Source organism: Corallococcus sp. EGB (assembly GCF_019968905.1).
Lineage (GTDB): Bacteria > Myxococcota > Myxococcia > Myxococcales > Myxococcaceae > Corallococcus.
In genome coordinates, this window is record NZ_CP079946.1 from 8,554,469 (window position 1) to 8,576,277 (window position 21,809).

Annotated in this window: 18 protein-coding genes; 5 read left to right on the forward strand and 13 right to left on the reverse strand. The window is 70.5% G+C overall.

From position 1 onward, the window contains the following. Nucleotides 1–11: 11 nt before the first annotated feature. A complete protein-coding gene (locus KYK13_RS34865; RefSeq protein WP_223638752.1) occupies nt 12–1,256 on the reverse strand; it encodes an adenylate/guanylate cyclase domain-containing protein in 1,245 nt (414 codons plus the stop codon). A 69-nt stretch (nt 1,257–1,325) separates the two neighbouring features. On the opposite strand from KYK13_RS34865, the gene KYK13_RS34870 reads away from it, so the two are divergent. Both KYK13_RS34870 and thpR read left to right on the forward strand, forming a co-directional pair. Further along, nucleotides 1,326–1,874 carry a metal-dependent hydrolase gene (locus KYK13_RS34870; RefSeq protein WP_223638754.1) on the forward strand — a complete coding sequence of 183 codons (549 nt, stop codon included), beginning with the start codon at nt 1,326–1,328 and terminating at the stop codon, nt 1,872–1,874. 31 nt (nt 1,875–1,905) lie between these two features. Continuing rightward, nucleotides 1,906–2,457 (forward strand): RNA 2',3'-cyclic phosphodiesterase, encoded by a 552-nt coding sequence (gene thpR / locus KYK13_RS34875; RefSeq protein ID WP_223638756.1) that lies wholly within the window; start codon nt 1,906–1,908, stop codon nt 2,455–2,457. On the opposite strand, the gene KYK13_RS34880 is transcribed toward thpR, so the two are convergent. Beyond that, the gene (locus tag KYK13_RS34880; RefSeq protein WP_223638758.1) at nt 2,454–4,649 is read right to left on the reverse strand and encodes a PhnD/SsuA/transferrin family substrate-binding protein; all 2,196 of its coding nucleotides are present in this window, start codon (nt 4,647–4,649) and stop codon (nt 2,454–2,456) included. The two genes, thpR and KYK13_RS34880, sit on opposite strands and share 4 nt — an antisense overlap. A gap of 210 nt (nt 4,650–4,859) precedes the next feature. Between KYK13_RS34880 and KYK13_RS34885 the strand changes: the two genes are divergently transcribed. Beyond that, complete coding sequence (locus KYK13_RS34885) at nt 4,860–5,543, forward strand: YiiX/YebB-like N1pC/P60 family cysteine hydrolase (RefSeq protein ID WP_304504075.1); 684 nt, start codon at nt 4,860–4,862, stop codon at nt 5,541–5,543. A 79-nt stretch (nt 5,544–5,622) separates the two neighbouring features. Further along, a complete protein-coding gene (locus KYK13_RS34890; protein WP_223638760.1) occupies nt 5,623–7,755 on the forward strand; it encodes a MopE-related protein in 2,133 nt (710 codons plus the stop codon). Nucleotides 7,756–7,803: 48 nt separating this feature from the next. On the opposite strand, the gene KYK13_RS34895 is transcribed toward KYK13_RS34890, so the two are convergent. The 8 genes from KYK13_RS34895 to KYK13_RS34930 form a co-directional block, all read right to left on the reverse strand. Continuing rightward, on the reverse strand, nt 7,804–10,182 hold the full coding sequence (locus tag KYK13_RS34895) for an exo-alpha-sialidase (protein WP_223638762.1): 2,379 nt from the start codon (nt 10,180–10,182) through the stop codon (nt 7,804–7,806). 171 nt (nt 10,183–10,353) lie between these two features. Further along, entirely contained in the window at nt 10,354–11,115 is a 762-nt protein-coding gene (locus KYK13_RS34900; protein ID WP_223638764.1) for a hypothetical protein, read from the reverse strand. 181 nt (nt 11,116–11,296) lie between these two features. After that, nucleotides 11,297–12,049 (reverse strand): ABC transporter ATP-binding protein, encoded by a 753-nt coding sequence (locus tag KYK13_RS34905; protein WP_223638766.1) that lies wholly within the window; start codon nt 12,047–12,049, stop codon nt 11,297–11,299. Then, nucleotides 12,046–12,948, reverse strand: a complete 903-nt coding sequence (locus tag KYK13_RS34910) for an ABC transporter ATP-binding protein (protein WP_223638768.1) — start codon at nt 12,946–12,948, stop codon at nt 12,046–12,048. Before KYK13_RS34910 ends, KYK13_RS34905 begins: the two co-directional genes overlap by 4 nt. Then, on the reverse strand, nt 12,945–14,015 hold the full coding sequence (locus KYK13_RS34915; RefSeq protein WP_223638770.1) for a branched-chain amino acid ABC transporter permease: 1,071 nt from the start codon (nt 14,013–14,015) through the stop codon (nt 12,945–12,947). The genes KYK13_RS34910 and KYK13_RS34915 overlap by 4 nt, the downstream gene beginning before the upstream one ends. Beyond that, nucleotides 14,015–14,935 carry a branched-chain amino acid ABC transporter permease gene (locus tag KYK13_RS34920; RefSeq protein WP_223638771.1) on the reverse strand — a complete coding sequence of 307 codons (921 nt, stop codon included), beginning with the start codon at nt 14,933–14,935 and terminating at the stop codon, nt 14,015–14,017. The genes KYK13_RS34915 and KYK13_RS34920 overlap by 1 nt, the downstream gene beginning before the upstream one ends. An 18-nt stretch (nt 14,936–14,953) precedes the next feature. Continuing rightward, on the reverse strand, nt 14,954–16,165 hold the full coding sequence (locus KYK13_RS34925) for an ABC transporter substrate-binding protein (protein ID WP_223638772.1): 1,212 nt from the start codon (nt 16,163–16,165) through the stop codon (nt 14,954–14,956). Nucleotides 16,166–16,325: 160 nt separating this feature from the next. Then, nucleotides 16,326–16,664, reverse strand: coding sequence for a hypothetical protein (locus tag KYK13_RS34930; RefSeq protein WP_223638773.1), 339 nt, complete (start codon nt 16,662–16,664; stop codon nt 16,326–16,328). Between the two features lie 363 nt (nt 16,665–17,027). On the opposite strand from KYK13_RS34930, the gene KYK13_RS34935 reads away from it, so the two are divergent. After that, nucleotides 17,028–17,945, forward strand: a complete 918-nt coding sequence (locus KYK13_RS34935; RefSeq protein WP_223638774.1) for a YsnF/AvaK domain-containing protein — start codon at nt 17,028–17,030, stop codon at nt 17,943–17,945. Between the two features lie 94 nt (nt 17,946–18,039). On the opposite strand, the gene KYK13_RS34940 is transcribed toward KYK13_RS34935, so the two are convergent. The 3 genes from KYK13_RS34940 to dnaK form a co-directional block, all read right to left on the reverse strand. Beyond that, nucleotides 18,040–19,518 carry a serine/threonine-protein kinase gene (locus KYK13_RS34940; protein ID WP_223638776.1) on the reverse strand — a complete coding sequence of 493 codons (1,479 nt, stop codon included), beginning with the start codon at nt 19,516–19,518 and terminating at the stop codon, nt 18,040–18,042. A gap of 55 nt (nt 19,519–19,573) precedes the next feature. Then, nucleotides 19,574–19,879, reverse strand: a complete 306-nt coding sequence (locus tag KYK13_RS34945; protein WP_223638778.1) for a hypothetical protein — start codon at nt 19,877–19,879, stop codon at nt 19,574–19,576. A gap of 99 nt (nt 19,880–19,978) precedes the next feature. Beyond that, a complete protein-coding gene (gene dnaK, locus KYK13_RS34950) occupies nt 19,979–21,808 on the reverse strand; it encodes a molecular chaperone DnaK (RefSeq protein WP_223638781.1) in 1,830 nt (609 codons plus the stop codon). Nucleotide 21,809 lies beyond the last annotated feature (1 nt).

Consider the following 21,809-nt stretch of genomic DNA (forward strand, 5'->3'; position numbering starts at 1 on the left):
CCCGTCGTGTTTCAGCCGCCCGCGGCGAGCAGGGCGCGCTTGCGGGGCAGGAAGGTGGCCACGGGCTCCGGCTTGCCCGCGACGGGCAGCGGCGCGGCGGCCTCGAAGTCGAAGGTGCCCTGGCAGCGCTCGCGCGTGGCGCGGGAGACGAGCACCGGGGCGCCGACCTTCTTCGTCAGCCCCTCGATGCGGCTGGCCAGGTTCACCGCGTCGCCAATGACGGTATACTCGCGGCGCTGCTCGCTGCCGACGGCGCCCACCACCACGCGGCCGGTGTGGATGCCCACGCCGATGTCGAGCGTGAACTCGCCCCGGGCCTTGCGCTCCTGGTTGAGGGCCTCCAGCGCCTCCAGCATGGCCAGCCCGCACGCCACCGCGGCCTCCGGGTGGTCCGGCTGCTCCAGCGGCGCGCCGAAGTACGCGAGGATGCCGTCGCCGATGAACTTGTCCAGGGTGCCGCCGTGGCGGAACACCACCTCCACCATGCGCGTCAGGTACTCGTTGAGCAGCGCCACCACCTGGGGGCTCTCCATCCGGTCCGACAGCGAGGTGAAGCCGCGGATGTCGGAGAACAGCAGCGTCACCTCGCGGTGCTCACCGGCCTCGCCGTCGGTGCCGCGCTCGGAGATGCGCCGGGCGACCTCCGGGGAGAAGAAGCGCCCCAGCCGTTCACGCTGCATCTCCTCGCGCACCACGTCCGTCACCAGGCCCATCACCGTGCGGCTGATGAAGAAGGCCACCGAGGAGGCGAGCACCATCACCAGCACCATGCCGGGCAGGAACTGGGACGGCTCCAGGCCCGCGCGGAAGGTGAGCAGGGCCACCGCGACGATGCCCAGCGCCGTGGCCCCCGCGACGATGAGCCGCGACAGCGTCACCATGGACACGATGACCACCAGCACCAGGTACACGCCCATGGTGAGCAGCGCGGTGGGCACGCCGTTGGCGGTGGCCGGGATGGCCCGCGCCTGGAGGAAGTAGATGAGCGGCATGTCCAGCAGCGCCACGCCCAGCGCGGGCCGCCGCAGCAGGTCCGGCACCCGGCGCGCCGCCGCCCACAACACCGCCGCGAGCGCGATGTAGGCCGCCAGCACGCCGCGCGACACGCTCCAGCCATCCAGCAGGGCCAGCAGGAGCCACGCGGCGGTGGCGCCGACGCGCGTCATGTTGAGCCAGGAGCCGACGTCGGCCCGCCACTCCTCCAGGCGACGTTGCAGGGTGGCTTCGACACGGGCGCGTGAGAACAGGAACCGCATGTATCGATGGAGGCTACCCCACGCACGGGACGCCCTCCAGGCGGGCCCCCTGCGTTAGGGTCCCCGCTCATGGCGAGCATCGGGCACGTAGCGGTGGGCATGGCGCTGGGGCGCTTCGAGACGGGAGCGGGCGCGCCCTGGCGGCGGCGGGTGGCGGTGATGGCGTTCCTGTCGCTGCTCGCCCTCCTGCCGGACGCGGACGTGGTGGCGTTCGCGCTGCGCATCCCCTATGCGGCGACGTGGGGACACCGGGGCGCGTCGCACTCGCTCGTCTTCGCGGCGGCGGTGGCGCTCGCGGTGGCGGCGCTGGCCCGGTGGAAGGGAGGGTCCGCCCGGCGCTGGGGCTTCCTGGCGCTCGCGGCGCTGGCCAGCCACGGCATCCTGGACACGCTCACGGACGGCGGGCTGGGCGCGGCCCTCTTCTGGCCCTTCTCCCCTGCGCGCATCTTCGCCCCGGTGCGGCCGCTGCCGGTGGCGCCCATTGGCGCGGGCATGCTGTCCGCGCGGGGGCTCTACGTGAGCGGCGTGGAGTTCCTCGTGTTCCTGCCCGCCTGGGTCTACGCCCTGTGGCCGCGGCCCCGGAAGGCGCGCGCGGCCGGCAGCGTCCAGGTTCCCTGAAGCAGGAGCCGCCCCAAGGAGGGCACTCGCGATGCGCCTGTTCACCGCCGTGACGCTGGGAGACGCCCTCACCGCCGAGGCCGGGCGGGGCATCGAGCGCCTGCGCCCCCTGGCGCCAGGCGCGAAGTGGGTGCGGCCGGAGGGCGTGCACCTGACGCTGCTCTTCCTGGGGGACGTGGATGACAGCCGCCTGCCGCAGCTGCGCGACGCGCTGGAGCCGGTGGGGCTGTACCACGCGCCCTTCGTGCTGTCGGTGGGGGGCGGCGGGACGTTCGGCTCGCCGTCACACCCGCGCGTGCTCTGGGCGGACGTGCGCGGGGACACCGCCGCGCTGAAGGCGCTCCAGGCGGACGTGGCCCGCGCGCTGGGGCCCCTGGGCTTCGTGTCCGAGCATGCCGAGTACACCGCGCACCTGACGCTGGCCCGGGCACGGCCGATGCGCGGAGACCCGGCGCTGGCGGCGTGCGCGCGCGAGCTGCAGGCCGCCTCCTGGGGCGAGGGGCGCGTGGACCGGCTGGTGCTCTTCGAGAGCACGCACGGCCACTACGTGCCCCGGCTGGAGGTGATGCTGGAGCGCGGCTAGCAGGCGCGCAGCGACTCGGCCACGGGCACGGCCGCCGGCAGCGTGACGGTGAGCAGCGTGCCCCGGCCCTCGCGGCTCTCCGCGCGCAGCGTGCCGCCCAGGCCGGTGACGATGGTGTGGCTCACGGACAGGCCCAGGCCGGTGCTGTTGGGGCGCGCGGTGGCGAACGGCTCGAAGATGTGCGCGAGCGCGTCCGGGGACAGGCCCTTGCCGGAGTCCTGCACCTCCACCACCACCTCGCCGTCCTCGCTGGTGTAGGCCGCCACGCGCAGCACGTTGTTCGCGGCGTCCTGGGCGTCCATCTGCTGCAGGGCATTGAGCAGCAGGTTGAGGAAGAGCTGGGTGAGGCGCGCCTCGTCCGCGTCCACGGTGGGCATGTCGTGGAAGTCCCGCTCCAGCCTCGCGCGGTGCTGCAATTCGCCGCGCAAGAGCTTGAGCGCGTTCTCCAGCACCGGCTGCACGGCCACGCGGGCGCGGTGCTCGGGCGGCTTGCGCGACAGCGTGCGCAGGTCCTGCACGATGTGCTTGAGCCGGGTGGCGCCCTCCACCGTCTCGCTCAGCGCATCCAGCATGTCCGTCAGGTCCTCGCGGGGGACGGGCGTGCCCTCCAGCAGTGGCTGCTTCAGGCGGTCCATCTCCTCGCGGATGAACGACAGGTTCGCCAGCACGAAGGCCAGCGGGTTGTTCATCTCATGGCCCACCGCCGCCGCGAGCGAGCCCAGCGCGGACAGCCGGTCCGCCTGGAACAGCCGCGCCTCCAGCTGCTTGCGCAGCGTCACGTCGCGCGCGAACACGCGCAGGCCCGGCGGGTCCCACAGCTGCGCGACGGTGAGCTCCCAGTAGCGGCCGTCCAGATGCACCGTGGGCGGGGGCTCGCCCGGGGGAGCGCCCCGCCACGCCCAGGAGACCGCCGCGTGCACCAGCGGGTGCTCGGGGCCCCGCTCCACCAGGTCCTGGAAGGCCGCGTGGGTGGCGGGGTTCGCGTATCGCAGCTCCCCGTCCATGGCCAGCTCCAGCAGCGGCTCCGGGTGCAGGAGCGGGAACGACGCCAGCCGGTACAGCGGGTCCTCCAGCGCGCGCAGGCCGCTGACGTCGCGCACCAGCAGGCCCAGCCGCACGCCCGTGTCCCCCGGCGACGGCGCGCAGGGCGTGATCTCCGCCGCGTAGACGCGCTCGTCGCCGTTCACCTCGAGCCGGTACTCCAGCCGCCCGTCGGAGCCGCCCCGGAGCACGGCCTGGACCAGGGACATGAGGGGCTTGCTCGCGGCGGTGCCCAGGACCTCCTCCAGCTTGCGCCCCTCCGCGCCGCGCATGTCCATGCCGAAGGCGCGGCCGGACGGGGACCACAGCCGCAGGCAGCGCCCTTCGGAGTCCAGCTCCCCGGCCAGGTACTCCGCGGCCCCCGAGGGGCGCGGGCTGGACACGGGCGCGCTCAGGCCGGGCGAGAGCACGAAGCCCTCCACCCGGAAGGGCCCCATGAGCATCTCCAGGCCCGCGCCGTCGGTGTTCATCCGGGTGAGGACGGAGATGAGCGCCTGGGCGTCCGCCTCCGGCAGCCGCTTCGTGAGGATGAGGCCGTCCGCGAGCGTGGAGATGGTGAAGAGGAACGGCGTGAGCCGCGCCGCTTCCGCGCCCAGGTACGTCATCAGCGTGGCGCGCATGGCGTGCGCGTCCGAGTGGTTGGAGAACATCGCGCACAGGTCCGACTCGCCGTGCAGCACGGCGTCCAGCGCCTTGCGGTAGGTGCCCAGGAAGCGCTGCTCGGAGAAGAGCGTGTCGGGGCGCAGGCCCAGCGACTCCAGGTGGCGCACCGGCAGCAGGTGCCCGCCGGTGGAGCGCGGCGCCACCCACGCCACGCGCTTGCCCGGCAGCGTCTCCAGCGTCAGCGGATGGTCCGCGCGGCAGATGAAGGCAGCGTGGTAGTGCCAGCTCCCGGAGCGCACCGCGCGCAGCACCGCGCGCGCCTGCGGCTCGAAGGCGTTGCACTGCTCGGCGGTGCCCCAGGCCATCTCCACGCGGCCCGCCGCGAGCTCCGCCTCCAGGTACTCGTAGGTGGGCGCCATGGACATCACCACCGGGCGGCCCATCCGCTCCGACAGCGCCCGCGCGAACAGCTCCACGCGCACGTGCTCCCGCACCTCGCCCAGTGACGGATACAGCAAGCAACGGATGGGCGAGCTCGGTGCGGTCACGACGAATTCCTCCGATGGATCCCCCCTCTTCCGGGCGCCCGGACAGCTGGCGCGCGGGGACTCCTTCACTACCCTGAAATTTACGGCAATGCCACACTATTCTTGAATCGCTGTAATAAGTAGTTTCCCCAGCTTTACCACGCTCCGACCCGGGGTCGGAAGCGACCGGCCCCTAAAGTGTGGCACCGGGGCTGCACCAGGGGTGGGTGGATGGATGCAACCCCTGGAAGGGACTGGCGGATGCGCTGGATGTTGAAGGGGCTGTGGCTCATGGCCCTCGTGCTGGTGGGCGCGGCGTGGCTGGTGGGCCGCGGGACGCAGGCGGCGCCGGGCGCGGTGGAGGACGTGGCGGCGCGGGTGCGGACGGGGGACGTGGTGTTCCAGACGTCGGGATCACGCCAGTCGAAGGCCATCCAGGTGGCCACGCACAGCCCGCTGTCGCACGTGGGGCTGGTGGAGGTGACACCGGAGGGGGTGTTCGTGGTGGAGGCCGTGCAGCCGGTGAAGCGCACGCCGTTCGCGCAGTGGCGCTCGCGCGGGGTGAGGGGGCGGCTCCTGGTGATGCGGCCGAGGGGGGTGGATGACGCGGCGAAGGCCCGGGCGGTGGCGGAGGCGAAGCGGCACCTGGGCAAGCCGTATGACGCGCTCTTCGGGTGGGGCGACGAGGCGATGTATTGCTCGGAGCTGGTGCGCAAGGCGTACGCGGCGGGTGCGGGTGTGGCGTACGGAAGGATGGAGCGGCTGGGCGACCTGGATGTCGCGGGATTGAAACAGGAGATCGCCGAGCGCTACCGGGGGCCGGTTCCGCTGGACCTGGAGCTGGTGACGCCGGCGAGCCTGGCGGCGGATGACCGGCTGGCGGTGGTGTATTCGGATTTCGCACCGGTGCGCTGAGACGGCGTCATCTCCTGAGGAATCAAGAGGGGCGGCAAGGACTCACACGCGGGGAGAAGGGCCGGTAGAATGCGCGCCCATGAAACGCCTCCTGCTGATGCTGCCGCTGCTGGCCCTCGCGGGCTGTAAGGACCCCCAGGACGGGGTGAAGGTCACGGTCACCTACGCGAACTTCGTTCCCGCCTGTATCCAGGTGAAGGTCCAGAACGGGGACAACGGCGATACGCGCTCCACGGACGTCCCGGTCCTCGGCACCGACAAGGCCTCCAAGGACCATGTGGTGGTGGGCATCCGGGTGCCGGACGGCTGGGGACCGCAGCTGAAGGTGACTGCCAATGGCCTGGAGCGCTCGCCGGACGGGGGCGCGTGCAGCGGGAAGCTGGTCGACACGCACACGCAGGGCCTCGTCATCAAGAAGGGGAGCGCGGACAAGGGGGACCTGCAGGAGATCGCCCTGGACCTGACGGCGAAGGACGCGGACGGAGACGGCTACGTCGACACGAAGGCGGGCGGCACGGACTGCAATGACGATGGTGTGGATGCGGCGAAGATCAATCCCGGCGCCACCGAGCTGTGCAACAACGTCGACAACAATTGCAACGGGACGCCAGGCGCGACCGAACTGCGGATCGGGCAGAGCTGCACCGGCGAGAAGGGCTGCCGCGGGACGAACTCCTGCAACTCGGACCTCACCGTCAGCTGCGTGCTGCCGGACACCTACCGCTACTGGCGGGACCAGGATGGCGACGGCCATGGCTCGCCGGACGTCGAGGCCTCCATCTTCTGCCCCGAGGCGGCGCCAGTCCCCGCCGAAGGGTACGTCCAGGCCACTGCGACGAACCGGGACGACTGCGATGACAATGACAAGACCCGGCATCCCGGGGCCTTGGAGGTTTGCAACGGCAAGGACGAGAACTGCGTCGGCGGCCCGGATGACGGCTTCAACGTCGGCAGCCCATGCACGGATCAGGCCTACAAGTGCACCAATAGCACCGTGCAGTGCAATCCCGCTGACGGCGGAACACTCTGCCAGCCTCCGCCCCTCGCCACGATCCCCACCTGGTACGTGGATGGCGATGGAGACAATCACGGTCGCGACGCGGACAGTGTGGTGTCGTGCGCCAATCCCAGCACCAACACCGTGACATATGTCGCCAACGCCGGAGGGGATTGCAACGACGGCAATCCCTTCACCTATCCCTCGGCGACCGAGCTCTGTGACGGGGAGGACAACAACTGCAACAACCTGGACGACACCGCGGATAACGCCTGTCCCGACGGAGGCCAGCCCACCTGGATCGCTCAGTCCATCAACAATGGTGGCCCCGCGCTGCGCAGCATCGCGCTTTATGGCGATGGAGGCGTATGGGTCGTGGGTAATGACTCGACTCGAGCCGTCAAGCAGCCCAACGCCTCCAGCTTCACGGTTCTTCCGGGCAAGTGCACCGGGGGAGCCGGAGAACGGGTGCTCTACAGCGTGTGGGCGGACTCACGCACCGAGACCGCATACATTGGCGGTGATAACGACATCCTCTCCATCCAGGCACCCAATTCCAGCAGTTGTTCCCCGGTCAAGCCTCCCAAGGGGTCCGGCACCACTACGGGCCTGGTGGGTTTCCCCGTCACGGGTGGCGGCGTCCAACTCGTCGGCGTCGCGAACACCGGGGCCAACGGCGGAACCTTCGATTGGGATGGAGGTGCCAGTGTGACCGTCGCCGTCACGTCGCAGTCCGGCAAGCCCCTCTACGACGTTTCGGGCACGCTGACCGACAAGCTTTTCGCGGTGGGCGGTTCCTCCACCAGTCAGGGATACATCCTCCAGCGCAACTCAGGAGCAACCGCCTGGAATGATGTCACGCCTTCCGGCGCGCCTTTGTTGAACGGGGTTTACGTCGTCACCCCACGTCTGGCCTATGCGGTGGGTTTCGATGGAACGCTGCTCAAGTGGAAAGATGGCACCTGGACGAAGGAGGCAGGCCCTCCTAATATCAAGGAGATGTTCACCAGCGTGCTGGCCTTTGGTGAAGGCTCCATCTACCTCACGACCGACCAGGGAAAAATCTTCCACTGGAACGGCACCACCTGGCGGCTGGCCAGGGACATCAACGTCAGCTTGTATGACATTGCAGGCAACAACCCCGGCGACATCTGGGCGGTGGGCAACTTCGGCAACGTCGTGCACCTGATGTCCGCGCCGCCACAAACTCCGTGATGAGCCCGCATCACGGTGGGGCAGCGTGCCCCACCGTGATGCCGCGTTTCAGCGCTTCACCCGCAGGACCTGGAACCCCTTCCCTCCGGATCCAAAGCCCTTCAGGTTCTCCGCCCGCACCACCAGGTCTCCGTTGGCCAGCACGCCCCAGACCTCCGCGCGGGCCAGGACGCCCGTCGTGGCCCGCTCGAACCTCCGGGCCTCCGTCCACGTCACGCCGTCCGCGCTGGTGAAGAGGCGCGCGTACACGTCCGACGCGGGCTGCACGTCCCCCACGTCCGCCCTCGCCGTTCCCAGCACGAAGCCGCCTCCCGCCAGCGCGCCCAGCGAGTACGCCGGCCCCGGCAATGTCTTCAGCGCGTCCACCCGTCCGCTCGCGTACACGCGCAGCAGCTTCGGGTGCTCCGGCTCGTAGAGCGTGGACTGCCCCAACAGCAGCTCCCCGCCCGACAACACCTTCCCCGTCACCGAGTTGGCCGCGTAGCCGCCCATCACCGTCGTCCAGGTGCGGCCCCCGTCCGTCGAGCGCATCACCGCCGCCTGCGTGCTGCTGCTCCCGAACGTGGCCCACAGCACGCTCCGCGTCGCGTCCGCGTACAGCGCCGTGCCGTTCCGGCGGTCCTGGAGCGTGGCCCGGACCGTCCACGTCGCGCCGCCGTCCGCGCTCGCCCACAGCCGCAGCGGCGTGTTCCCGGAACTGAACGTCTGGTACTCCAGGAAGAACACCGTGCTGCCCAGCTGCGCGAAGCTCGCGGGGGACATGGCGCGGTAGTTCCCCAGCGAGACCACGTCCGCCCAGGTGCGCCCGCCGTCCGTCGAGCGCTCCAGGTGGTAGCTGCCACCGCGGCTCATCTGCGCCAGCAGCGTCCCGTCCCGGAGCACCGCCATCACCCAGAACGACGCGCCGCCCACGCCCTGCCCTCGCGCGCTGAACGTGCGCCCGCCGTCCGTGCTCGCCCACAGCTTCGAGCGGCTCCCATCCAGCGCCAGCGCGTACACCGTGCCCGAGCCGTCCACCGCCAGCACTTCATGCGTCGCGTTCGTGAACACCGGCTCCAGCGTCACCGGCCCCTGCACCCCGCCATCCACCGGCGGCGTCCCCGCATCCACGCCGCCATCTGAGCCCGAGCCCGCGTCCGGGGTGCCGGAACCTCCATCGGAGCCGCCATCCGGAGCGCCCCCGCCATCCGGAGCGCCCCCGCCATCCGGCGTCCCGCCATCCTGCCCGGGACCGCCGCCCCCGTCCGGCTGTCGCGCCAACGCCACGCGCATCACCCGGCCGCTGGAGTTCGCATCCACCGCGTCACCGTAGAAGCACGGCACCTCCGTGACGCTGCCGGGCAGCACGTCCACCGCGTTCAGGTAGCCCTTGAAGCTCGTGCGCGAGTCCAGCGTCACCGGGTCGCTGAACACGCCGCCGCGCAGCACCCGCACGCGGATTTCATAATCCGTCGCCGTCTGGAAGTGATTGTAGAAGACATACAGCGCGTCCCCGATGCGGGTCACCGCGGGCTGCAACGCCCAGTCCGGGGTCCCCTCCACCAGGACGCGCGAACCGAAGGACGTGCCGTCGAAGCGCCGGTAATACAGCCGCTCCGTCTCGTCCTTGTAGACCAGGTGGATGCCGCCCTTCCCGTCCTCCACCGCGCTCAGCGCCGCGCCATGGTAGATGCCGTCGGAGAACGCGTCCCGCTGCGGCCCCCACGTGTCCAGCGGATCCGCCGCGTCACGCACCCGCATCCGCGTGGGCTCGTAGCCGTCGTGCATGGCCCAGAAGAAGATGAGCTTCGACCCCACGCTCAGCAGCCGCCCTCCGCCCCGGCGCTTCGTCCGCCCCAGGTCCGGTTGCCGCTGGAACGTGGCGCCGCCGTCCGAGGACACCGCCACCACCGCCGTGGAGCCCCCGTCCGACTCCAGCCGGAACGCCTGCACCCACAGCCGCCCCTTCGAGTCCTGCGCCAGCAGCGCCCGCGAATACGCCGTCGAGCTGTCCGCGTCGAACACCCGCACCGCCGGCTTCGGCGCCCAGGTGTCCCGGGCCGCGTCGTAGCGCCACCACTGGAAGTACACGTCGTGCCGCGACGACGCCGCCAGCGACGGGTCCTCGTATCCGTAGACCATGGCCACATCCCGCCCCACCGCGACCAGCTCCGCCCGGTCGTGGTGCGACGCGTCTGGCTGGATCTCCGCCAGCTTGGAGAAGCTCCTGAACCCGTCCTCGGACCGGAACAGGTTCAGCCCCTCCCCTCCCGCTCCCTGCTGCTGGATGGCCAGGAGCCACGTGGGCGCCTGCCCATTGCCTGTCTCAACCCGCACCGCGTGCCGATGCGCCGGCAGCGTCAGGGCATTGCCCCCGCCCACCGGCACCATGGGCACCCCACCCGCCGCCACCACCGTGGTCAGCAGGGCCCCCACCCAGGACATCATGTGATTGCGCCCCCGTCGTATCCCCGCGCGAAAGGTAGGGACGTCAGACCCGGGTGCAATCCGGCGGAGGCGAACCCCAAGGGCCCGACATTCTCCGCGCGGACAGGTGAACACATCCACACCGCGCGACGCTCCCGGGCTTGGGGAGCGTCGCGTCAGCGTGCCTTGCGTCTACTTCTTGCGGCGGCGCGCCGGGGCGGCGGTGCCCGCGTCGGTGGCGGTGCCCGCGTCCGCGGCCTCGACGGTGCCCGCGTCCGCGGTGCCGGCGTCCGGCGTGGCCGTGGTGACGGCCGGGGGCGGGTTCACCAGCTTCAGCGAGGTGAGGAACTCATCCGCCGTGGTGTTGGGGTGGTTGGGGTTGTAGATGACCAGCAGCGTGTACAGGCGCGGGCCCACCAGGAAGTTGCGCGCCTTCACCTCACCCACCACCGGCGAGCTGACCGTGTAGGACTTGCCGGGGTAGCCATCCAGGGTGATGTCCGCCTCTTCCTTGATGGTGCCCTGGACCTGCTTGACCAGGCCGTCCTTGCCCTCGTTCAGCAGGGCCTCCGGAGGACGGCTCGCCACCAGGCGCTCCGGGTAGTCCGCGGTGCTGACGGAGTAGATGGTGCCGTCCTCGGTGCGCGAGGAGAACGCCGCGGTGTTCACCGTGTTGGCGCCCAGCGGGACCTGCTTGCGCTCCACCTGGGGCTCCGTCGGCATGGCGATGACGAAGCCTTCCGTCGCCTCGTAGGGCTTGAAGGCCGTGGCCGGAGCCGCGCCGCCGCCCTGCTCGGCCGGAGCGCCCTCGTTGGGCACGTCTTCGATGGTGGAGGTGGCCTGGGGGCCGCCCGACGACGAGGAGCCGTCGGTCTTCTGCTGATTGGCGCACGCGCCGGCGATGAGCGCGAGCGTGGTAAGCGAGGCAAGGAGGAGGCGGGACAACGGGCGCATGGGCACGCTTCCTGAAAGGGAAGTGGAAGGGAACAGACTGTCTTTTCGGACGGTAGACGAAGTCCTCCGCCGCTGACTACCCGAGTTTCGACGCGGCGCGAGCAACTTGCCCCCGGGGTCCCCCCGGAAGCGTCCGGGGGCGGACAACGCGCAACGGAGCCGGAAATTCGGCCCGGGAAGGCTATTCGCCCAGGTACGCGCGCCGTACCTCGGCGCTCTCCAGCAGCGCCTTGCCGGGGCCGGCCATCACCACCTCGCCCGTCTCCAGCACGTAGCCGTAGTGGGCGGCGTTGAGCGCCAGGTGCGCGTTCTGCTCCACCAGCAGCACGCTGACGCCGGTGGCGTTCACCTCGCGCAGCGTGCGGAAGATGGTCTCCGTCACCTGCGGCGCCAGGCCCAGGGACGGCTCGTCCAGGAGCAGGAGCTGCGGCTTGCTCAGGAGCGCACGGGCAATGGCCAGCATCTGCTGCTCACCGCCGGACAACGTCCCCGCCAGCTGCTTCTGACGCTCCCGCAGCACCGGGAACAGGCCGAAGCCCTTGTCCATGTCCTGGCGCACCTGGACGGTGTCCTTGCGCAGGTACGCGCCCAGCTCCAGGTTCTCGTAGACGGTGAGGTTGGGGAAGATGCCCCGCCCCTCCGGCGCGTGCGCCATGCCGCGCGGCACCAGCTGGTGCGCCTTCAGGCCGGTGATGTCCTGCCCCGCCAGCGTGATGCGCCCCGCGGAGGGCTTGAGCATGCCGCTCACCGCGCGCAGGGTGCTCGTCTTGCCCGCGCCGTTGGCGCCGATGAGGGCCACCATCTCGCCCCGGCCCACCGTCAGGGACACGCCCCGCAGCGCCTGGATGGCGCCGTAGCGGACCTGGATGCCCTCCACCGACAGGAGCGGCTCGAACGCGCGCCGCTCGCCCAGCACCTTCACCGGCTCGCTCACGCCGCGCCTCCGTGGGACTCCAGGTAGCTGTCGCCCAGGTACGCCTCGATGACCTTGCGGTCGCTGCGCACCTCCGCCGGCGCGCCGCGGGCAATCGTCTCGCCGTGGTCCAGCACGGTGATGCGCTCGCAGATGCCCATCACCAGCTTCATGTCGTGCTCGATGACCAGCACCCCCAGCGAGAACTCGTCGCGCAGCCGGCGGATGAGCACCATCAGGTCCGCCTTCTCGCGCGTGTTCATGCCCGCCGCGGGCTCATCCAACAGCAGCACCTTCGGGCGGGTGCCCAGCGCGCGGGCGATCTCCAGCCGGCGCTGCTCGCCGTAGGGGAGGTTCTTGGCCTCCTCGTCGCGGCGGTGCGACAGGCCCATGACCTCCAGCAGGTGCTCCGCCTGGCGCGTCAGCTCGCGCTCCTCGGCCTGGAAGCCGGGGGTGAGCAGCAGCGCGCGCCACCAGTCGCGGTAGTTGCGCAGCGCCGTGCCCGCCTTCGCGACGGGGCCCAGGCGCACCGGGTGCAGCGCGCCTTGAGCGCGGCAGGCCACCTTCACGTTGTCCAGGGCCGTGAGGGCGCGGAACAGGCGGATGTTCTGGAACGTGCGCGCGAGCCCCAGGTGATTGATTTGATGCGGCACCCAGCCATTCACACGCTGGCCGGCCACGCGCACCTCGCCCTCGGTGGGCTGGTACACGCCGGTGAGCACGTTGAACGCGGTGGACTTGCCCGCGCCGTTGGGACCAATCAGGCCCAGCAGGTCGCCCTGGCGCACGGTGAGGTTGAAGTCCGTGAGGGCCTTGAGGCCCCCGAAGCGGATGCTCACGCCGGACGCCTGCAGCAGCGCGTCGCCAGGGCCCGAGGGAGAGCCCGAAGGGATGGAGGAGGGCGTCACGGCGGCGCTCATGACATCCCCTTCTTCTTCCGGGGGAGCCACCGGGGCACCACGTCCCAGAGCTCCTTCGTGCCGAACAGGCCCTGCGGCCGCGCCAGCATCAGCACCACCAGCAGCAGGCCGTACACGGGCATGCGGATCTGATCCACCTTCTGCGCCAGGCTGCCCTCCGCGCCCAGCGCGCCGAACAGCGAGCGCAGGCCCTCCGGCAGGAGCGTGAGGAAGATGGCCGCGATGATGGCGCCCGTGGTGGAGCCCAGGCCGCCCAGCACCACCATGACGACGATCTCCATGGACTTCACGAAGGTGAACGAGCCCGGGTTGATGATGGGCACGAAGTGCGCGAACAGGCCGCCGGCGATGCCCGCGAAGAACGACGAGATGACGAACGCGCGGACCTTGTAGCCGGTGGTGTCCACGCCCATGGCCTCCGCGGCCACCTCGTCCTCGCGGATGGCCCACAGGCTGCGGCCGTGGCTGGAGCCCGCGATGCGCCGGGCCACCAGCACCACCAGGAAGACCCAGAAGTACACCATGGCCACGCTGGAGTACTGCGGGATGCCGGACAGGCCCAGCGCGCGGCCGAAGGCCTCCGTGTTCTGCACCACCACGCGGATGATCTCACCGAAGCCCAGCGTCACGATGGCCAGGTAGTCCCCGCGAAGCCGCAACGACGGCAGGCCCACCAGGAAGCCGCACAGCGCGGCGGCCACGCCCCCTGTGAGCAGCGCCACGGTGAAGAGCACCTGGTCGCTGGCGGCCACCGGCAGGAAGGACAGCGCCACCTCCTTGAGCGACAGCGACGTGACGCCCGCGATGTACGCGCCCACGGCCATGAAGCCCGCGTGGCCAATGGAGAACTGGCCCGTCATGCCGTTCACGATGTTGAGGCTCACCGCGAGGATGATGTTCACCCCCACCACGGACAGCAGGTACGTGGCGAAGGGCGAGGCGCCCAGCAGCACCTCCGCCAGCGCCAGCACCGGCGCCGCGATGAGCACGGGCAAGAGGCCGCGCAGGGCCGGGGGCACGCGGCCCACCGTTTCGTCGGACAACGTCGTCGCGCCAGGGACGGCCATCAGACCTTCTCCGCCGCGACGCGGCCGAACAGACCGCCCGGCTTCACCAGCAGCACCAGGATGAGGAAGCCGAAGGCCACCGCGTCACGCCAGGTGCTGGCCGCGTAGCCCACCACGAACTCCTCCACCAGCCCCAGCAGCAGCGCGCCCACCACGGCGCCCGGCACGTTGCCGATGCCGCCGATGACCGCCGCCACGAAGGCCTTGAGGCCCACGTACAAGCCCATGAGCGGGCTCACGGACGTGTCCTTGATGGCGTAGAGCAGGCCCGCGCCCGCCGCCAGCGCGCTGGAGAGCATGAACGTCAGCGCGATGATGCGGTCGGTGGGGATGCCCATCAGCGCCGCGGTGCGGTGGTCGAAGGACACCGCGCGCATCGCCTTGCCAAAGCGCGTGCGGTACACGAGGAACTGGAGCCCGGCCATCAGCCCCACGGCGATGAGGAAGCTGATGACCTGCCAGTTCCACACCACCACGTCGCGGTCGCCCACGATGAACCACTCGCTGGGGGTGATGACCTCCGGGAAGGCGCGCGGGGACGCGCCCGGCAGGAAGCCGATGTCCAGCTGGAAGCCGTACGACAGCGCGAACGAGATGCCGATGGCGGTGATGAGCGCGGTGAGGCGCGGCTTCTCGCGCAGCGGGCGGTAGGCGAAGCGCTCGATGAGGAAGCCGAGCAGCGCGCACCCCACCATGGCCACCGCGAAGATGAGGACCACGCCCCACAGGGAGTGCTGCGCCTGGCGCCCGAGGGCGAAGGCGGTCGCGTAGCCCATGTAGACGCCGACCATCATCACGTCGCCGTGGGCGAAGTTGATGAGCTTGAGGACGCCGTACACCATCGTGTAGCCCAGCGCGACCAGGGCGTAGATGGTGCCGGCGGCCAGACCGTTGATGAGGTGCTGGAGGAGCTGCGACATGCCGGGTTGGGCCCTGGGTTACGGCGAGATGGTGGTGACGTACGTGGACTTGCCGTCCTGGACCTTCAGCACCACGGCGGACTTCACCGCGTTGCGCTTGGCGTCCAGCGTGATGTTGCCCGCCACGCCGGGGAAGTCCTTCGTCTGCGCGATGGCCGCGCGCACCGCCGGGCCGCTGGTGTCCGGGGCGCGCTTGAGCGCTTCGATGGCGACGCGCGCGGCGTCGTAGCCCAGCGCCGCGAGCGCGTCCGGCACCGCGCCGTTGTTGTCCGCCTTGTAGTCCGCGATGAACTTCTTCACGCGCTCGTCCGGGTTGTCCGGCGAGTAGTGGTTGGAGAAGTAGCTGCCTTCAATGGCGCTGCCGCCCAGCTCGAAGAGCTTCTCCGAGTCCCAGCCGTCGCCGCCCATCAGCGGCACCTTCAGGCCCAGCTCCCGCGCCTGGCGGGCGATGATGCCCACCTCGCTGTAGTAGCCCGGCACGTAGATGCCCTCCGGCTGCGTCTTCTTGATGGCGGTCAGCTGCGCGCGGTAGTCCGTGTCGCCCTGGCTGTAGCTCTCCGTGGCGGTGATCTTGCCGCCCATCTCCGTGAACTTCTGGCGGAACACCTCCGTGAGGCCGATGGAGTAGGCGCTCTTGTTGTCCTGGAGCACCGCGACCTTGTTGAGCTTGAGGTTCTCCCGCGCGAACTTCGCCATCACGAAGCCCTGGAACGGGTCGATGAAGCAGACGCGGAAGATGTTGTCGCCCTTCTCCGTCACGGTGGGATTGGTGGACGACGGGGTGATCATGGGCACGCCGGCCGCCTGGGCCTTCTCCGCCATGGCCAGGGAGCTGGACGAGGCCACCTCGCCCAGGATGAGCACCACCTTGTCCTGGGTGATGAGGCGGGTGACCGCCTGCGCGGCCTCCTCGGGCTTGCTCTGGTCGTCGTACACGCGCACGACCAGCTTCTTGCCCTTCACGCCGCCGGCGGCGTTGGCCTCCTTCACCGCCAGCGCCACGCCGTTGCGGGTGGAGATGCCGAACGTCGCCTGACCGCCCGTCAGCGCGCCCACTTCACCCAGCACGATGACGTCATCACCCGCCGGGGGCGTACCGCCGCCCTGCGCGGTGGCCGGGGCCTGCGCCGCGGGCGCGCCTCCCGCCTCTCCCGTGGGCTGCGGCTTCTTCTCGCAGGCGGCCGCCAGGACGGCGAGCGCGGCGAGGAGCATCGGGGCAAGTCGTCGCATGCGGGGGCTTCCTCCGGGGGAGATGACGGTCAAAGCCCCGGTTTTCTAGGGGAGCCCTCCCCATGGGTCAAGCGCACAGCTTGGCTCCGGAGTCCCGCCAACATCCAGGAACATCGCTGTCGCGAACCCATGCCTCACGGCGCGTACGCCCCCATGAGGCTCAGGGCTCCAGCCAGTAGTGCTCCCGCCCCGACGGCCCCCGGCGGATCCTCGGAGGGCCTCCTGGCCCCGCCCCCTCCAGTTCGTCGTCCTCCCACGGCGCCATGTCCTCGTGCGTCAGATCCTCCCTGGCGGAGGCCCCGGCCTCCTCCAGCGGCAGGGCGGACGGTGCCTCGGCCGCGGCGAGGGCCCAATCGACGGGCTCCAGGGCGGACACCGCCTCCGGGGCGGATTCCGTGTGGGCCGCGCCAGCGCGGCGGCGCAGGAACCGGCCCGTCACCAGCAGCCCCACCGCGCCGGCCATCCACCCGAGTCCCCGGTGTGGCTTCGTGGCTCGCATCGCAAGCTCCTTCTTTCTTCACGCGGGCCGGGACATCCAGGCCCGCGCCCACACAGTGGGGTGCGGCGACGCGCACCGCCAGCGAGGGAACCGGGGATGTCGCCCCTGCACGCCTGCTCTCCCGACAGGAAGCGGAGAGGCATCCGGCGTCCTGTTGCCAATGGCGGGCGGCGTACCGAGCCCCCGGATCATCCAGCAGCAGGGGTTTTCTTGGGCGTCATTGAACCCACTTTTCGAATGTGGCCGTGGCGGACACCTCAACGTCCACTACCTCCCAGGCAACCCCTCTCCAGCGTGCTGGACGGCCTGGGGCTCCGCTTCCGGCCACACCGACCCGAGGTGAAGGCACAAGGAGTCACGTCAATGATCAAGCGAAACGACATCAAGGAAGGGATGACGGTCCGCAGCAGCGACGGCGAGAAGCTGGGCAAGGTGTTCGCCGTGGGTGAGGGCGAATTCCATATCGAGAAGGGGATGTTCTTCCCGAAGGACTACCTGGTCCGTTACGCGGAGGTGAGCGACCTGCGCAACGGGGAGATCTTCCTCAACCACGGCCGCGAGGCGCTGCGCGGGCTGGCGGACACGGCGGACCTGGCCGCGGGCAGGGGCAGCGGGGTGGTGGGCGTGGGCACGCCCGCGTCGGAGACGACGACGGCGACCACGGGCACCGCGACCGGCATGGGCGCGGGGCTGAAGACGGGCCCCCAGCGGATGGGAGACGTTGCCCGGACCGGCGCGGAGAAGGTGGACCTCAAGGACCGCGAGCTGAGGAAGGACCGGGAGCTGCGCACCGACATGCAGGCCCGGGAGCGCATCGCGAACGCCAACGAGCGCATCGCGAACGAGGACGTCACGCTGCGCACGCACCATGAGGAGCTGGGCGTCACCAAGCGCCAGCGCTCCGCGGGCGAGGCGCAGGTACGCAAGGTCGTCGTGGAGGAGAAGAAGACGGTGGAGGTCCCGCTGCGCCACGAGGAGGTGGAGGTGGTACGCCGGGCGGTGAAGGACACCATCCCCGGCGACGTGGCGACCTTCCAGGAGGAGACCATCCGCATCCCCCTGAGCGCGGAGGAGGCGGAGCTCACCAAGCGCTCGTACACGGACGAGGAGGTCACCATCCACAAGCGCCCCATCGAGGAGCGCCGCACCATGGAGGGCCGGGTCCGCCACGAGGAGCTGGAGGACGTGAAGGTGGTGCGCACCGAGCCCGTGGTGGACGAGGAGACTCGCCGCACCGGCTACAACGCGAACGCGGACATCGATCCGCTCAAGCGCTCGTAGGCGCTGTCAGGGCAGGAAGCCTCGCGGACCTTGTGCTTCACCCCCCATGCCGCGCCTACACGCGCGCGGCATGCGGGGGCGCGGCGCTTCGGGGTCAGCGAGGCGCACGGATGGGCGGGGCGCGGGAGGGGGCCTCGCGCGCGCGGTCCACGGCGGTCTCCAGCCGCTGCGATTCGCGCAGCCGCTCCGGGAAGAGCCGGCCCGCCAGCGCCGCCAGCGCCGTGTCCCGCGCGGGGGGACACGCGGCCACCAGCCGGTCCGCCATGGCGTGGGCGTTGTCGAAGCGGGCCTGGGGGTCCTTGGACAGCGCCACCGACAGCACGTTCCACAGGGGCGTGGACACCTCCGGGGGCCGGGGCAGCTTCTCCTGGCAGATGGCCTTCATGGTGACCAGCTCGTCGTCGTGCTCGAAGGCGCGCCGCCCCGTGAGGGCCTGGTAGAGCACGAGCCCCATGGCGAACAGGTCGCTGCGCGCGTCCAGCCGCTGGCCCAGCGCCTGCTCCGGAGACATGTAGAGCGGCTTGCCCTTCACGATGCCCGGCAGCGTCACCGTGCGCTGCGCGCGCACCTTGGCCACGCCGAAGTCCAGCACCTTCACCTGGCCGTCGAAGCCCACCATCAGGTTGTGCGGAGACAGGTCGCGGTGCACCAGGTCCAGCGGCGCGCCGTCCTCGCCCTTGAGGGCGTGCGCGGAGTGCAGCCCCATCAGCGCCTGCGACACGATGGCGGACACCACCGCCGGCTCCAGCGGCCCCTTGTTGGCGCGCAGGAGCCGGTCCAGGTCCACGCCGTGCACCAGCTCCATGGCGATGTAGTAGGCGCCCTGCGCCTCGCCGAAGTCGTAGACGTGCACCAGGTTGGGGTGCGACAGCCGCAGGCCGATGCGCGCCTCGTCCAGGAACTGCTGCACCATCTCCGGCTGGGCCGTCAGGTGGGGCAGGATGCGCTTGAGCGCCACCAGCCGCCCCAGCCCCTCCGGCCCGCGCGTGCGCGCGATGAGCACCTGCGCCATCCCGCCCGTGCCCAGCGGCCGCACGACCTCATAGCGGCCAATGCGCCCGCGGTTGACGGGCGTGCCATCCACGTCCAGCTCGTCCAGCCGCTCCAGCGGCCCGCGCCCGTCCGTCAGCGCCAGGAAGGACAGCACCGCCGAGTCCAGCTGCTCCCCAATCGCCTCCACCAGCCCCATCACCCGCTGGCCGCCGTCCTCGAAGTTCCCGTCCACCAGCAGGCCGAGTCCGCCCAGGTTCAGCCGCCCCAGGGTGAGCTGCTGGCAGAAGAGCATCCGGCCTTCGCGCAGGCGCCGGGGGCCGCTCCAGCGCGCCGCCTCGAAGACGTCCACGCCCAGCTCGCCCAGCACGCGCGTCAGCACGGGGCCACGCGTACCCCTCAGCGACACGAAGCCCGCCTTCGCGTGCACCATCCGGGCGCACTGCGTGAGGAACACGTCCAGGCCGGTGTCGAGGTCCAGCCCCCGCTCCAGGCAGTCCTCGAGGATGTCGTCGGCCATCCGGTTCACGGCCGTCAGGCCGCGCAGGAAGGCCAGCTCTTCTTCCGGGGATTGGAACGCCACGCGCCCATCAATACCCGAAAATCCGGCGGGGAAGGAGCGCCCGTCGGGTGAGGTGTCAGACGCGCTCGCGCTCCACGCGCACCACCGGGGACAGGCCCTCCGGCAGCTCCGGGCTCACCGGACGGGTGAGGGTGTGCTCCAGCAGGCCGTGGCGGTCCAGCATGTGCTCCAGGTGCGCCACGCGCGCGCGCAGCCCCTCCAGGTCCCCGGCGGACACCTGCCCGCGGGCCTGGACCTCGCGCACCCGCAGCCACGTCTCAATCACGGGCTTGAGGGCGAAGCGCAGCGTGAGGCCGAGCAGGGGAATGCCGACGGTCATGCCGGTGACCATGATGATCATCACGGCTTCTGTGAGTTGCATGAGGAAGGCTCCGGGGAGGAAAGAGGCGGCCCCCCCGGGCCTACGAACGGGGGGCCCGGGCGATTGCTCCGCCCGGCCCACACGCCCCGGGGGGAGGCATCAGCCGGACTTGGCCTGGTCCGTGTAGATGGCGTCCGCGATGCGGTAGGCGCTGCCCTCCAGCCGCTGGAAGGCCTCCTTGAGGGCGCCGGCGTCGGAGGTGTTGAGCACGGAGCGCAGGCGCTCCAGGTCCGCCTGGATTTCGCCGCGGTCCTTCTCCGACAGGAGGTTGGCGTACTCCTCCAGGCTCTTCTCCGTGGTGTAGATGAGCCCGTCCGCGTTGTTGCGCAGCTCCGCCAGCTCCTTCTTCTTCTTGTCGTCCGCGGAGTGCGACTGGGCGTCGTTGATCATCGCCTGGATTTCGGCTTCCGACAGGCCGGAGTTGCCCACCACGCGCACCTGCTGCTGCTTGCCGGTGCCCAGGTCGCGCGCGCTCACGTGCACGATGCCGTTCGCGTCGATGTCGAAGGACACCTCGATCTGCGGCACGCCGCGCGGCGCGGGCGGGATGCCCACCAGTTCGAAGCGCGCCAGCGTCTTGTTGTCCGCCGCCATCTCGCGCTCGCCCTGCAGGACGTGCACGGACACGAGCGGCTGGTTGTCCACCGCGGTGGAGAACACCTGGCCCTTCTTGCAGGGGATGGTGGTGTTCTTGTCGATGATCTTCGTGAAGACGCCGCCCGCGGTCTCCACGCCCAGGGACAGCGGCGTGACGTCCAGCAGGAGGACGTCCTTCACCTCGCCCTTGAGCACGCCGCCCTGGATGGCGGCGCCCACGGCGACGACTTCATCCGGGTTGATGCCCTTGTGGGGCTCCTTGCCGAAGAACTCCTTCACCTTCTGCTGCACGCGCGGCATGCGCGTCATGCCGCCCACCAGGAGGACCTGGTTGATGGCCTGCGCGGTGACGCCCGCGTCCTTGAGCGCGATGCGGCACGGCTCGATGGAGCGGTCGATGAGGTCCGCGACCAGCGCCTCGAAGGTGGACCGGTCCACGGTCTCCGTGAGGTGCTTGGGGCCGGACGCGTCCGCGGTGATGAACGGGAGGTTGACCTCCGTCTCCGGGGCGCTGGAAAGCTCGTGCTTGGCGCGCTCGGCGGCCTCCTTCAGGCGCTGGAGCGCCATGCGGTCCTTGCGCAGGTCCAGGCCGTTGTTGGCTTCCGCGAAGCGCTTGGCCAGGTAGTCGATGAGGCGCTGGTCGAAGTCCTCGCCGCCCAGGAACGTGTCGCCGTTGGTGCTCTTCACCTCGAAGACGCCGGCGTTGAGCTCCAGGATGGAGATATCGAACGTGCCGCCGCCCAGGTCGTAGACGGCGATGCGCTCCGTGGTGGCGTCCTTCACCTTGTCCAGGCCGTACGCGAGCGCGGCGGCGGTGGGCTCGTTGATGATGCGCAGCACGTTGAGGCCGGCGATGCGGCCCGCGTCCTTGGTGGCCTGGCGCTGGCTGTCGTTGAAGTACGCGGGGACGGTGATGACCGCCTCGGTGACGGGCTCGCCCAGGTAGTCCTCCGCCGTCTGCTTCATCTTCATCAGCACGATGGCGCTGACTTCCGGCGGGCTGTAGCCCTTGCCGCGGATCTCCACCCAGGCGTCGCCGTTGGGGCTGGGCGCGACCTTGAAGGAGGAGACGCCAATGGCCTTCTTCGCCTCCGGCGAGTCGAACTTGCGGCCGATGAGCCGCTTGGCCGCGAAGACGGTGTTCTCCGGGTTGGTGATGGCCTGCCGCTTGGCAATCTGGCCCACCAGGCGCTCGCCGGAGTCGGTGAAGCCCACCATGGACGGCGTGGTGCGGCTGCCTTCGCTGTTGGGGATGACCACCGGCTCGCCGCCTTCCATCACGGCGACGCAGGAGTTGGTGGTGCCCAGGTCGATTCCAATCACCTTCGCCATG